This is a genomic window from Peptacetobacter hiranonis (assembly GCF_008151785.1).
Lineage (GTDB): Bacteria > Bacillota > Clostridia > Peptostreptococcales > Peptostreptococcaceae > Peptacetobacter > Peptacetobacter hiranonis.
Genome location: NZ_CP036523.1, coordinates 2,040,779 through 2,054,405, shown reverse-complemented (window position 1 = coordinate 2,054,405; position 13,627 = coordinate 2,040,779). Strand labels below are relative to the sequence as shown.

11 protein-coding genes are annotated in these 13,627 nt (G+C 32.4%); all 11 read left to right on the top strand.

Annotation, left to right across the window (positions count from 1 at the left end; genetic code table 11):
- Window positions 1-16: 16 nt before the first annotated feature.
- The 11 genes from polA (at window position 17) to KGNDJEFE_RS09560 (ending at window position 13,271) form a co-directional block, all read left to right on the top strand.
- Window positions 17-2,671 carry a DNA polymerase I gene (gene polA / locus KGNDJEFE_RS09610; protein WP_148881846.1) on the top strand — a complete coding sequence of 885 codons (2,655 nt, stop codon included), beginning with the start codon at window positions 17-19 and terminating at the stop codon, window positions 2,669-2,671.
- An 8-nt stretch (window positions 2,672-2,679) separates the two neighbouring features.
- Entirely contained in the window at window positions 2,680-3,282 is a 603-nt protein-coding gene (gene coaE / locus KGNDJEFE_RS09605; RefSeq protein ID WP_040410665.1) for a dephospho-CoA kinase, read from the top strand.
- Window positions 3,272-3,832: a lytic transglycosylase domain-containing protein gene (locus tag KGNDJEFE_RS09600; protein WP_006440809.1), complete on the top strand. Its 561-nt coding sequence runs from the start codon at window positions 3,272-3,274 to the stop codon at window positions 3,830-3,832. The genes coaE and KGNDJEFE_RS09600 overlap by 11 nt, the downstream gene beginning before the upstream one ends.
- On the top strand, window positions 3,833-5,956 hold the full coding sequence (locus KGNDJEFE_RS09595; protein WP_006440810.1) for an ABC transporter substrate-binding protein: 2,124 nt from the start codon (window positions 3,833-3,835) through the stop codon (window positions 5,954-5,956).
- A gap of 105 nt (window positions 5,957-6,061) precedes the next feature.
- Window positions 6,062-7,555 (top strand): C40 family peptidase, encoded by a 1,494-nt coding sequence (locus KGNDJEFE_RS09590; RefSeq protein WP_006440811.1) that lies wholly within the window; start codon window positions 6,062-6,064, stop codon window positions 7,553-7,555.
- 612 nt (window positions 7,556-8,167) lie between these two features.
- Window positions 8,168-9,511 carry an electron transport complex subunit RsxC gene (gene rsxC / locus KGNDJEFE_RS09585; protein WP_006440813.1) on the top strand — a complete coding sequence of 448 codons (1,344 nt, stop codon included), beginning with the start codon at window positions 8,168-8,170 and terminating at the stop codon, window positions 9,509-9,511.
- A gap of 21 nt (window positions 9,512-9,532) precedes the next feature.
- Window positions 9,533-10,513 carry an RnfABCDGE type electron transport complex subunit D gene (locus KGNDJEFE_RS09580; protein WP_006440814.1) on the top strand — a complete coding sequence of 327 codons (981 nt, stop codon included), beginning with the start codon at window positions 9,533-9,535 and terminating at the stop codon, window positions 10,511-10,513.
- The gene (locus KGNDJEFE_RS09575) at window positions 10,513-11,082 is read left to right on the top strand and encodes an RnfABCDGE type electron transport complex subunit G (protein ID WP_006440815.1); all 570 of its coding nucleotides are present in this window, start codon (window positions 10,513-10,515) and stop codon (window positions 11,080-11,082) included. Before KGNDJEFE_RS09580 ends, KGNDJEFE_RS09575 begins: the two co-directional genes overlap by 1 nt.
- A 12-nt stretch (window positions 11,083-11,094) precedes the next feature.
- A complete protein-coding gene (gene rsxE, locus KGNDJEFE_RS09570; protein WP_006440816.1) occupies window positions 11,095-11,688 on the top strand; it encodes an electron transport complex subunit RsxE in 594 nt (197 codons plus the stop codon).
- Between the two features lie 15 nt (window positions 11,689-11,703).
- On the top strand, window positions 11,704-12,279 hold the full coding sequence (gene rsxA, locus KGNDJEFE_RS09565) for an electron transport complex subunit RsxA (protein WP_006440817.1): 576 nt from the start codon (window positions 11,704-11,706) through the stop codon (window positions 12,277-12,279).
- 20 nt (window positions 12,280-12,299) lie between these two features.
- On the top strand, window positions 12,300-13,271 hold the full coding sequence (locus KGNDJEFE_RS09560) for an RnfABCDGE type electron transport complex subunit B (protein WP_006440818.1): 972 nt from the start codon (window positions 12,300-12,302) through the stop codon (window positions 13,269-13,271).
- Window positions 13,272-13,627 lie beyond the last annotated feature (356 nt).

Genomic DNA, 13,627 nt, shown 5'->3' with positions numbered 1-13,627 from the left:
AAACGGAGTGATAAATTTGAATAAAAGACTCATCATAATAGATGGAAACTCGATAATAAATAGAGCATTTTACGCTCTTCCACAGACAATGGACAATAAAGAAGGACTTCATACAAATGCAATATATGGTTTTACAACAATGTTGTTCAAAATGATAGAAATATATGAGCCAACTCATATAAGCGTTGCATTTGATAGAAAGGCTCCTACATTTAGACATAAAGAATACAGCAAATATAAAGCTGGAAGAAAAAAAATGCCTCAGGAGCTGTTTGAACAGATGCAGCCATTAAAAGATCTACTAGATGCTTTTAAAATAGAGAGATTTGAAATAGACGGCTATGAAGCAGACGATATAATAGGTACTATATCTAAGGCTGCGGAAGAAGACGGATTTGAAGTATTTATAGTTACAGGAGATAAGGATGCTATACAGTTAGCATCTAATAAGACTACTACACTTATAACTAAAAAAGGTGTAGCAGATGTAGAAGAATATAACTATGATTCAGTAATAGAAAAATACGAAATGACTCCAACACAGTTTATAGATTTAAAAGGACTTATGGGGGATAAATCAGATAATATACCTGGTGTACCTGGAGTAGGTGAAAAAACAGGGATAAAACTTATAAAACAGTTTGGAAGTATAGAAAACTTAGTTGAACATACAGATGAGCTAAAAGGAAGTATTAAGAAAAAAATAGAAGAAAATAAAGAAGAAGCTATACATAGTAAATGGCTAGCTACTATTGTAAGGGATGTTCCGATAGAATTTGACTTAGACAAAATGGTATTTGGAGATTACAAAGTAGAAGATGTTATAGAAAAATTCCAGTTCTTTAAATTTACAAGCCTTATAAAAAAGGTTATGGATATGAGTGGAGAGTCAGCTATAGCCGAAGAAAGTGATAGTAAAATGGATGTAAATTACGATGTAGATTCTAAAGAGATAATATCTCTTATAAATGAAAAAGGAGAATTTGCATTAAAGGTTGTTACTAAAGTTGGAAATATACTAGAAAAAAATATAATATGCATGTATATAACTTTAGATGGAGATAAAGTATTCTGTGTTTCAGAGGAGAGAATAATGGACTTTAAAGCGGTTTTAGAGTCTAAGGATATAAAGAAATATGGATACAATATGAAAGAAGATTATGTAGCCCTTATGCCTTATGAAATAGCTCTAAAAGGCATGTCATTTGATATAGCTATAGCAGAGTACTTAATAGACTCTACATCTACTAATACAAGTGAATGTGGCGCAATAGCAATGAAATATCTTATGAAATCTGTTAAATCTAAAGAAGAGCTACTTGGTAAAGGTGTAAAAGCTAAAAAATTTGAGGATTTAACAAAGGAAGAACTTTCTGGATATATTTCTTCAATTTTAAATACAGTGGTAAATGCTATGCCTAAAATGAAAGAAGAAATAGAAAGTACAAAAATAGAAAAACTTTTCGATGATGTTGAAATGCCCCTTGTAGAAGTACTTGGAAATATGGAATATACAGGTATCAAAGTTGATAAAGAAATGCTTGATGAGCTTGGAAAAGAGTTTACAAAGATAATATCTTCACTAGAAGAAGAAATATACGGATATGCAGGTGAAGAATTCAATATAAATTCTCCAAAACAGCTTGGTGTAATTTTATTTGAAAAATTAGAACTACCTGTAATTAAGAAAACTAAAACAGGATACTCAACTAATGCTGAGGTTCTTGAAAAATTAAAAGATAAACATCCTATTATAGACAAAATAGGTGAATATAGACAGATAGTTAAATTAAATTCTACATATGTTGAGGGATTAACTGCACTTATAAATCCAATAGATGGTAGAATACATTCGACATTTAATCAAACAATAACTACAACAGGAAGAATTTCGTCTACAGAGCCAAATCTACAGAATATACCAGTGAGAATGGAAATTGGTAGAAGACTTAGAGCAGTATTTGTTTCTGATGATGAAAAAAGACTTGTAGATGCCGATTATTCTCAGGTTGAGCTTAGAGTATTAGCTCATATGAGTGGGGACCAGAATATGATAGATGCATTTAAACATGGAGAAGATATACATAGAAAGACTGCGTCTCAGGTGTTTAATGTTCCTGTTGAAGAGGTTACGTCAGAGCTTAGAAGTGCTGCGAAGGCTGTAAACTTCGGAATAATTTATGGTAAAACTGATTTTGGTCTATCTGAAGACTTAAATATACCAGTACCACAGGCAAAACAGTACATAGAAAGTTACTTTGCTAAGTATGAAAAAATAAAGGAATTTATGGATAATATAATTGAAACAGCTGAAAAAGATGGATATTCTCAGACAATGTTCAATAGAAGAAGATATATTCCAGAGATAAAATCTAAAAACTTTATGGAAAGAAATAGAGGAAAAAGAGCTGCTATGAATGCACCTATACAGGGAAGTGCAGCAGATATTATAAAAATAGCTATGGTAAATGTATTTAGAAGATTAGAAAAAGAAGAACTTAGATCAAAACTAATACTTCAGGTACACGATGAGCTTATAGTTGAAACACCAATAGATGAGCTTGAAAAAGTTGAAAAAATAGTTAGAGAAGAAATGGAAAACGCAGTAGATATGAAGGTTGCACTTACTGTTGACTTAAATACTGGCGTTTCTTGGTACGAAACAAAGTAGGTGATAATATGTTAAGAATAGGACTTACAGGAAGCATAGGTTGTGGTAAAAGTAGTCTTTCTAATATATTGAAAAAATACAATATACCTATAATCGATGCTGATATAAAAGGACGAGAAATATATGAAGATAAAGAATTACTAAAGGCTATTGAAGATGCCTTTGGTAATTCGGTAATTAATAAAGATGGTACTCTAAATAGGAAAAATCTTGGAAAAATAGTTTTTAGTGATGATGATAAACTAGAAAAATTAAATAGTCTAACTCATCCAGTTATAAGAAGAATGATAAATGAAGATCTTGATGAATATGAAAAAAGAGGAGAAAAAATGGCTGTAATCGATGCTGCACTTCTACTAGAAGCAGGATTTATGAGCATGTTAGATACTATAATAGTTGTTACTTGCTCTGAGCCTGTCCAGTTACAGAGGGTTATTCTTAGAGATAATTGCAGTGAAGAAGATGCTATGGGTAGAATAAAATCACAGATGCCTCAAGAAGAAAAGGTAAAATATGCTGAATTTGTTGTAGATAATTCAGGAACTTTAGATCAGCTAGCTGAAGAAGCAGATGAGTTGATTAGAAAGCTAGAGGAAAAAATTGAAAAATAAAAGCAGCATAAAAGTGATTTTAGTTTTGATTTTATTCTCAATAATTTTTATTGGATTTAATTTTAAATCGATTGAAGAAATGTTTTATCCTAGAAGATACAGTGAATACGTTCAAAAGTATTCAAAAGAGTACAATATAGATGAATATTTAGTATATAGTGTTATAAAGGCTGAGAGTAAATTTATTCCAGATGCACAGTCACATAAAGGAGCTAAAGGGCTTATGCAAATAAGTGACACTACAGCTAAATGGGCGGAAAAAGAAATTGGAATAGATAGTAAAAAGATATTTGAGCCTGAAACAAATATAAAGGCAGGATGTTGGTATTTAGCTAGACTTTATAAAGAGTTTGGCAAGAGAGATTTAGTCATAGCAGCCTATAATGGTGGATCAGGAAATGTTCGAAAATGGCTAGAAGATGAGGAATATAGTAAGGATGGAGTAAATCTTCATGACATTCCTTTTGAAGAAACATTAAAATACGTGGATAAGGTAAATAATAATTATTCAATGTATAAAAAAATATACTGCGGGAAGGAAGCAAAATAAATGAAAAAAACTAAGATAATTAGTGTTATATTAGCCGTAGCCCTTGCAGTAGGGGGATGTTCGGCTTTAAAAAGTGATAAAAAAGAAGCAAAGAATAGCAATACAAAAGGTACGTATTCTAAGGAAATACAGCTAGCAATACAGAAACCTAACACTATAAATCCAGTTACTAACACAGATGAAAGTGTTTTAAATGTATTAAACTTAGTATACGATGGGCTTTTTGAACTTAATAAAAACTACAATGCTATACCTAAGTTAGTTAAAAATAGTAATATGTCACCAGATGGTAAACAGATGGATATAGTTTTAAAAGATGCAAAATGGCACGATGGAAATCCTATTACTGCAGATGATGTTGCATTTACAGTATCATCAATAAGATCTAATAAGACAAGTCCATATAATTATATGGTACAGAATATATCAGATGTAACAGTAAATGGAGAAAAGGAACTTACAATCAAATTTAAAAATAATGCTGCATTTGCTAAGGAAAATTTAACATTCCCTATAATAAGCAAGGTACAGCTTTCTGGAAAAGATATAAATAATGTTGATGCAAATAAAGTAGGTAATGGTGTCTATAAAATTGCAAGCTATTCAGATAGAGAAGGAATATCTTTAGAAGTAAATAAAGATTACTATGGTGATGTTCCTAAGAGTGCTATGAATATAAATGTAAATATAGTTCCAAATGAGGATGCAGTTGTTTCTACTGTTGAGGCGTTAGAGAGCGATATGGTTAAGGCTGATTCTGATAATCTTAGCCGGTTCCAAAATAACCGGTTTGATATTATGTCGTATGAAGGAAGAGATTACGATGCTGTTTTAATAAATCAAACTAATCCACTTTTAGCAAATGCCAACTTTAGAAAAGCTATAGTTTCAGCTATAAATAGGGAAACTATAATAGAAAATGGATATATGGGTAATATTCACTCTGTAAATATACCTATAAATTCTAAATCTAGATACTATGAAAGTTCTATAAAAAATATGGAATATAGTACAGAAAATGCTGCAAAATATATGAAAGATATAAAAATTAATAAAAAAGATAAAATACAAGAAACACAGGTAAATGCTACAAATAAACCAAACAATAAGGTAAATGGTAGTGGAGGAAGCAATAAAGTTAATCCATCTAAAAAGCCTAGTAATTCTGGAAATACAGGAGGAACTAGTAATAATACAGGTGGTTCTTCTAATAGTGGAGCTGATGCAAATCAGGGATCAGGTGAACAAGCTGGTGGAGGAGCTTCAGGAGGACAGAGTAATGGTGGTTCTAGTGGAGGAGCTTCAGGAGGCGAGTCAGCAGGTTCTGGTGGAGAATCTGGTGGAGAGGCTAGAAATATAGAAACTAGAGAAGAAACTCGCGACATTGTTTATGCAACAGAGGAAGATAAAGAAGAATTTGAAAAAATAGCAAATGAAAACTCTGATTCAGTTATAGCTACAAATCTTGTAAGAACTACTAATAACAACCAGAATAATAATACAAACAATCAAAATAATGATGCAGCTAATAATAATCAGAGTAATAATACTCAAAATAATAATGCTACTCAGAATAAAAGTGATGTTAATAATAAAAACAATAAAAAGCCTAAAAAAGAGGAAAATCCTTATTACACAGAAAATGAAATAAAATCTATGATAAATTCTATAACATTAAAAATAATTGTTAATAGAGAAAATAGCGAAAGAGTTAAGTCTGCAAATATGATATCTGAGAACTTAAAGACTGTTGGAATTAAGTCAGAGGTTGTTCTTTTAGATTCACTTGGTATGCAGAAATCATTAGCTAATAGATCATATGATTTAGCAGTTACAGGATGGCAGATATCTAGTGTACCTAATATAACAGAAATTATGAAGGCTATATGTCCTAATGATGCTGGACTAAACGAGAGATTAGCAAAAATACAGGGAGCAACTAGCGAAGAAGATATTAAAAAGATTTACGCTGATATAGAAAAATATTGCATAGATAACGCATTATTTATAAGTATAGGTGTAAAAGATAATTATATGATTGTAAATAAAAGATTAAAAACTAACTCTTATATGAATGATTATGATCAGTATAGAGGTATAGAAATGGTAACTCCCTCAAAATAATTAATAAAGCTTTTGCATTATTTGGTAAAATAAGATATTCTATAAATAGGTATAAAAAATAATAGAAAATTCTTTTAAATAGATATTATATATGGGGGTGGTTTGATGAAAAAAGCAATAGCAGCGCTAGGAATAAGTGCGGTTACATTAGCGATGTCTTCTGCTGATTCTAGTGCACTTGAAACAGCTACAGTTACGGCTGATACTCTTAATATGAGAAGCGGTCCAGGAATAAGTTATAGTAAACGGGGAGTACTTCATAAAGGGGCTAAGGTAACTATTCTTGAAAAATCAAAAGGATGGGTTAAAATAAAAGATTCTTCTGGAAAAACTGCTTGGGTAAGTGGGCAGTACCTAAGTACTTCTGGAGGAAATTCTAGTAGCTCATCATCTTCTGAGAGTGCAGGATATATAGCTTATGTTTCAGTAAATTCTAGTTTGAATTTAAGAAGTGAAGCTTCTACATCAGGAAGTGTAATAGCATCTTTAAAAAATTCTGAAAAAGTTCAGATAATAGAAAAAAAAGATAATGGATGGAGCAAAGTAAAAACAGAATCTGGAAAAATTGGATGGGTTAGTAGTAAGTATCTAGTAAATACACCAACTAACTCAGGAAATACTAGTTCTCAGGAAAATTCATCATCACAGAATGATTCTGTAGCAACTTCAGGAAATGTAAAAGTAAATACATCTAGTGGGCTAAATGTAAGAAAAGGACCAGGAACAAATCATTCAATAATTGGATCTTTAGCTGGAGGAAGTGTAGTTCAGGCAAAAGAAAAATCTGGTGGTTGGGTAAAAGTTGTTCTACCTAATGGAAGTACTGGATGGGTAAGTGGACAGTATGTAAGCTCTACAAATGAATCTACTTCAAACTCAGAATCATCTCAGAATAATAAACCACCACAGAACAATGAATCTACAGCAGCATCAGGAAGAGTTAAGGTAACTATATCAAAAGGTCTAAATATAAGAAAAGGACCAGGAACAAGTAATGCTATAGTTGGTTCTCTAGCAGGTGGAAGTGTTGTAGAAGTTAAGGAAAAATCTAGTGGCTGGTACAAGATTAAAACAGCTAATGGTGTTGAAGGTTGGGTAAGCGGAGATTATGTTACTCCAACAGATGAACCTTTAAGCGGTGGAGCAAGTAGTAATGACACTAGTTCAGGAAATAACAACTCTAGTAATAACAATGGATCTTTTGGAAGTGGAGAAAGTTCTGCTACAGGAGATAAAATAGTTGATTATGCATACACATTATTAGGAGTTCCGTATAAATGGGGCGGAAATGGTCCTTCAAGCTTTGACTGCTCAGGATATACTCAGTGGGTATATAGAAATGCTGCAGGAATTAGTATTCCAAGAGTTTCAAGAGATCAAGCTCAAGCAGGTACTGCAGTAGAAAAAGGTAACTACAAAAAAGGGGATTTACTATACTTCAATACTGGTGGAAGTGGTGTAAGCCATGTCGGTATATATATAGGTGGAGATAAATTCATACATTGTAGTGGAACTCAGTCAAAACCAGGCTCAGTAAAAGTAAGTTCATTAAATGGATACTATGGAAACGTACTTTTAGGAGCTAGAAGATTTGTTTAATTGATTTGAAAAAAATAAATATAGTATATAAATAAGGGCATCATACAAAAAAATGTAATGATGTCTTTTTTTATGTATTTTTATAATTTCTTGTTTTATAAAAATTATTGTTTTGTGTATTATATACATACAAATGTGAATACGTTTGCAAAATTATTTAAAAAATGAAAGGAAATATTCATAAAGTATAAAAAAATGACGATAAAGTATGAAAACAATTGAAAAATTTTTGAATATAAATTATAATATAGAAGTTAAAAAGGTGTTGGATAAAATAAATAGCTTGAAATTTTACGCTAAGCTATACTTTTTTTATGAAGGCTTGTTTAAAGGTCTATTTTTAATGTGTTTTTATAAATACATATGTATACAAGATACAATTGTTGAAAAATAGACAAATAGAATGACAAAATAAAAAAATATAGAAACATATATCTTTAATTATAGTAAGTATATGTTTTAAATAAGAGAAAATACCTGAATTAAGGTAGATTTCTAAAGTTTGTGAGTAAAATTGGAGATATTTTTTTAACAATACTTAAGTATTTTTATTATATATAGTATACTAATATATGATAGAAAAATTGTTTATTATAGATAGGGGGTAAAATAATGAAACTCTTAACTTTTAAGGGAGGTATACATCCTCCACATGGAAAAGAGTACTCTAACAAAAAGCCAATTGAAAGAGCTGAAGCTCCTAAAGTGGTTTACATTCCTATTCAGCAGCATATAGGTGCTCCGGCAAAACCTATAGTTGAAGTAGGAGATGAAGTTAAGCTAGGCCAGAAAATAGCTGAAGCTGGTGGATTCGTTTCTGCCAACATACATTCTTCTGTATCAGGAAAAGTTATAGCTATAGAACCACATGAAATACCAAATGGTAAAGGTATGTGTATAGTTATAGAAAATGACTTTAAAGAAGAACTTCATGAAAGCGTTAAACCTCATGGTAAGTTAGAAGATCTTTCAAAAGAAGAAATAGTAGAAATAATAAAAGAGGCCGGTATAGTTGGTATGGGTGGTGCAACATTCCCAACTCACGTTAAAGTATGTCCTCCTCCAGGATCAACTGCAGAGTTCGTAATACTTAACGGTGCAGAATGTGAACCTTACTTAACAGCTGACCACAGATTAATGCTAGAACAGCCAGAAAAAGTTGTTTTAGGATGTAGAGCTTTAATGAAAGTTCTAGATGTAAACAAAGGATTTATAGGAATTGAAGAAAACAAACCAGATGCTATAGAAGCTGTTCAGAATGTAGCAAAAGACTTCCCAGAAATAGAAGTTGTTACATTAAAAGTTAAATACCCACAGGGTGCTGAAAAACAGTTAATATATGCATGTACTGGTAGAGAAGTTCCATCAGGTGGACTTCCAATAGCTGCAGGAGCTGTTGTTGACAACGTTGGTACAGCGGCTGCTATAGCAGATGCTATAACAACAGGTATGCCTTTAGTAGAAAGAATAACTACTGTAACAGGTCCTTGTATAGCAGAACCTAAAAACTTAGTAACAAAAATAGGTACTAGAGTAAATGAAATAATAGACCAGTGTGGTGGATACAAAGAAGGTACTAACCTTGGTAAAGTTATCATGGGTGGACCAATGATGGGATTCACACAGTGGCATACAGAAATCTCAACTAATAAGGGATCTTCAGGTATACTTCTTTTAACAGAAGAAGAATCAAGAACTCCAGAAATGCAGAACTGTATAAGATGTGGTAGATGTACAGACGTATGTCCATCATTCTTACAGCCATTATTAATAAGTGCATATTCAATGAAAAATGATTTCGACAAAGCCGAAGAATTCAACGCTATGGATTGTATAGAATGTGGTTCATGTTCATTCATATGTCCAGCTAGAAGACCTCTTGTTCAGACAATAAGAACAGCTAAGAGAGAAATCGGTGCTAAGAGAAGAAAACAGCAGGCAGCACAGAAAAAATAATAAAAGTCAGGAGGAAAAACAATGGAAAATAAATTGATAGTATCATCTTCTCCTCATGTAAGAAGTAATGAAGATACATCATATATAATGAAACAAGTTATTATAGCACTTGTTCCAGCAGCACTTGCAGGTCTATTCTACTTCAGACTTAATGCTTTAAGTGCTATGTTCTTCTGTATACTTGGTACAGTAGGATCAGAACACATATTCTGTAAAATAATGAAAAAGAAAAGTACAATAGGTGATTTTTCAGCTGTTGTAACAGGTTTATTATTAGCATTCAACGTTCCAGCTTCACTTCCATGGTGGATGTGTTTATTAGGTGGAATATTTGCAATGGTAGTTGTAAAAATGGTATTTGGTGGATTAGGATGCAACTTTGTCAACCCTGCTTTAGCAGCTAGAGCATTCTTATTAGCATCATTCCCAGTAGCTATGACTGCATGGACTAAAACTGGTGTTAACTTTGTATCATCAGCTAATCTTGATGCTGTATCTACAGCAACACCACTTAGTTTCTTAAAAGCTGGTCCAGCTGGTTTAGCAGAATTAGCTTCAAACAATATATCATTATCAGATATGTTCCTTGGAAATACTGGTGGATGTATAGGTGAAACTTGTGCATTACTAGTTATATTAGGTGGAGTATATCTTATATATAAAGGAATTATAAGTTATGTAATGCCAGTAGCATATATAGTAACAGTATTCGTTTTAACTTTCCTTTTAGGTGGATTTAACTTACAGTTCGCTATATATCAGTTAATGGCTGGTGGTTTAATGCTTGGAGGATTCTTCATGCTGACAGACTACGCAACATCTCCTATGACTAAAAAAGGACAGGTTATATATGCAGTTCTTGCAGGTGTAATCACTTCAGTTATAAGATTATATGGTGGATATCCAGAAGGTGTATCTTACTCAATATTACTTGTTAACTGTCTTGCTCCTTTAATAGATAAATTCGTTAAAAATAGAGTATTCGGGAAGGAGGCAAAATAATGAATAGTGCAGTAAAAGTTGGTGGAACATTATTAGTTATAAGTGCTGTAGCATCATTCTTACTAGCAGGAACTAACCAGATAACAGCTCCAGTAATAGAAGAAAGAAATATTCAGGCTAACAATGAACTTAGACAGTCTGTACTTCCAGATGCTACTGATTTCAAACAGTTAGATGCCTCTGAATTCGAAGGAAAAGGTGATGGCCTTATAGTAGAAGCTTACGAAGGTCTTAATGGATCAGAAAACGTAGGATATACTTTCAAAGCTACTCCAAGTGGATACGGTGGAGCTATAGAAGTTATAATAGGTATATCAACAGATGGAACTATAACAGGTGTTGATATAGGTACAATGTCAGAAACAGCTGGTCTAGGTGCTAAATCTAAAGATGAAGCATTCAATGGACAGTATGACGGAAAGAAAACAGATAAACCTCTTGAAGTAGCTAAAGGTAGTGCATCAGGAGACAATCAGATACTTGCAATATCAGGTGCAACAATATCATCAACAGCAGTTACAAACGGTGTAAATGCTGCAATAGATGTATTTAACGCATTAAATAAATAAGGAGGGTTTTAAATGAGTTTCGGTAAAGTCTTTAAAAATGGACTAATAGATGAAAACCCAACATTTGTACAGGTAATAGGTATGTGTCCTACTCTAGCTGTTACTACTTCAGCAATAAATGGTATGGGTATGGGATTATCTACAGCGGTAGTTCTTACATGTTCAAATATAGCAATATCACTTTTAAGAAAGGTAATTCCTGATAAAGTCAGAATACCATCTTTCATAGTTGTTATAGCTACATTCGTTACAATTGTTGGTATGTTATTAAAAGCGTATATACCAGTACTAGATCAGGCACTAGGTTTATATATACCACTTATAGTTGTTAACTGTATAATACTTGCTCGTGCAGAAAGTTTCGCAAGCCAGAACGGTCCAGTTGCTTCAGCAGCAGATGGTCTTGGAAATGGTATAGGATTCACACTAGCTCTAACAGTAATAGGAGCAGTTAGAGAATTACTTGGAAACGGAAGCTTATTTGGATTTAGTTTATTTGGAGCACACTTTACTCCAATATTAATATTCATACTTCCTCCAGGAGCATTCTTAACTCTAGGATTCTTATTCGCAGGATTCAATAAATTAAAAAATAAAAAGGCATAATGGGGGTGTAGGTGAATGAATTTAGTACTATTATTTTTAAGTATAGTTCTTGTAAATAACGTTATAACATCTCAGTTCCTTGGTATATGTCCGTTCCTTGGGGTTTCAAAAAAAGTTGACACTGCTGTAGGTATGGGTGTTGCAGTTACATTCGTTTTAACACTTGCATCAGTTATAACTTATTTCATACAGATGTTATTAGTAAAAACTGGAACTGAATATCTTCAGACTATAGCATTCATACTTGTTATAGCATCTATAGTTCAGTTCGTTGAAATGGTAATCAAAAAAATGAGTCCATCTCTATATCAGGCTCTTGGGGTATTCCTACCTCTTATAACTACTAACTGTGCCGTTCTTGGTATAGCAATAGTTAATATAGACAAAGGATACAACCTAATAGAAACTATAATCAATGGTTGTGGTGCAGGTATAGGGTTCACTCTTGCAATAGTAATATTCGCAGGTATAAGAGAAAGATTAGAATTGTCAGATATACCGGAAGCTTTCAAAGGTTTCCCTATAACATTAATATCAGCAGGTTTAATGTCAATCGCTTTCTTAGGATTCACAGGACTTATTAAGTTATAAAAACGGGGAGGCGAAGAATAGTGGAAATATTAAAAGCGGTAATATTATTAGGTGCATTAGGGTTAATATTCGGATTAATTCTTGATTTTGCATCAAAAAAATTCGCTGTTGAAGTTGACCCAAGAGAAGAAGAAATACTTGGTGTACTTCCAGGAGCAAACTGTGGTGGATGTGGATACCCAGGTTGTGGAGGATGTGCAGCAGCGATAGTAAAAGGTGAAGCAGCTATAAACGCATGTCCAGTTGGTGGAGCAGCAGTTGCAGCCAAAGTTGGAGAAATAATGGGTGTAGAAGCTGAAACTGGTGAAAGAAAAGTAGCTCATGTAATATGTAAAGGTACTTGCGAAAAAGCAAAAGATAAATTTGAATACGATGGTGTTCAGGAATGTAGAGCAGCATCTGTTCTTAATGGTGGTGCAAAAGCATGTGCACAGGGTTGTCTAGGATTAGGAACTTGTGTTTCTGTTTGTGCATTCGATGCTATACATGTAGTAGATGGTGTAGCTGTAGTTGACGAGGAAAAATGTGTTAACTGTGGTAAATGTAGAGAAGTTTGTCCAAAAGGATTAATAGTTGAAAAACCAGCTTCTCAGGAAATAATAGTAAACTGTAACAATACTCAGAAAGGTAAAGTAGTTAAAGATAACTGCTCTGCTGGATGTATAGGTTGTGGTATATGTGAAAAGAACTGTAAATTTGATGCAGTTCACGTTGAAAACAACGTAGCTAAAATAGACCCTGAAAAATGTGTAGGATGTATGGTATGTGTTGAAAAATGTCCTACAAAAGTAATAGCAGGAGATTTAGCTAAAAGACAGAAAGTAACAATAGATAAAGATTTATGTGTTGGTTGTACAATATGTGCTAAACAGTGTAAATTTGATGCTATATCTGGTGAACTTAAAGTAGCTCACGAAATAGATCAGGATAAATGTGTAGGATGTCACTTATGTATGCAGAAATGTCCTAAAAAAGCAATCAAATTAGTATAATCGAAATAAAATTTAATATTGTTGTAAATAATAGAGATGTAGAGGAATTCTACATCTCTTTTTTTTTATTTTATTTTTTATGTAATTTAAACATTCTTAAAGAAGTTCATTTAAAACTTAATAAAATCTTTTTTCTCTCTTTGCCATTTTGCTGATAAAATTTTAGGATTAATTTAGGTTTAAATGTTATCCTAATGAATAAATTAATATCTTCTATATTTGCAATTAAAATTCAAATTAGCATAGTATAATATCCTATATATGAGTAAATAACAATAGTGTAACTAAAAAGGAAGGACATATATATTGAAATTTTTATGATATAATGATAGACTAAATAAGTACGTAAACAGTGC

Bases quoted from the DNA above. Each gene is read 5' to 3' on its own strand.
- coaE (WP_040410665.1), top strand. From the start codon at position 2,680: ATGTTAAGAATAGGACTTACAGGAAGCATAGGTTGTGGTAAAAGTAGT.
- KGNDJEFE_RS09595 (WP_006440810.1), top strand. From the start codon at position 3,833: ATGAAAAAAACTAAGATAATTAGTGTTATATTAGCCGTAGCCCTTGCA.
- KGNDJEFE_RS09590 (WP_006440811.1), top strand. From the start codon at position 6,062: ATGAAAAAAGCAATAGCAGCGCTAGGAATAAGTGCGGTTACATTAGCG.
- rsxC (WP_006440813.1), top strand. From the start codon at position 8,168: ATGAAACTCTTAACTTTTAAGGGAGGTATACATCCTCCACATGGAAAA.
- KGNDJEFE_RS09580 (WP_006440814.1), top strand. From the start codon at position 9,533: ATGGAAAATAAATTGATAGTATCATCTTCTCCTCATGTAAGAAGTAAT.
- KGNDJEFE_RS09575 (WP_006440815.1), top strand. From the start codon at position 10,513: ATGAATAGTGCAGTAAAAGTTGGTGGAACATTATTAGTTATAAGTGCT.
- rsxE (WP_006440816.1), top strand. From the start codon at position 11,095: ATGAGTTTCGGTAAAGTCTTTAAAAATGGACTAATAGATGAAAACCCA.
- rsxA (WP_006440817.1), top strand. From the start codon at position 11,704: ATGAATTTAGTACTATTATTTTTAAGTATAGTTCTTGTAAATAACGTT.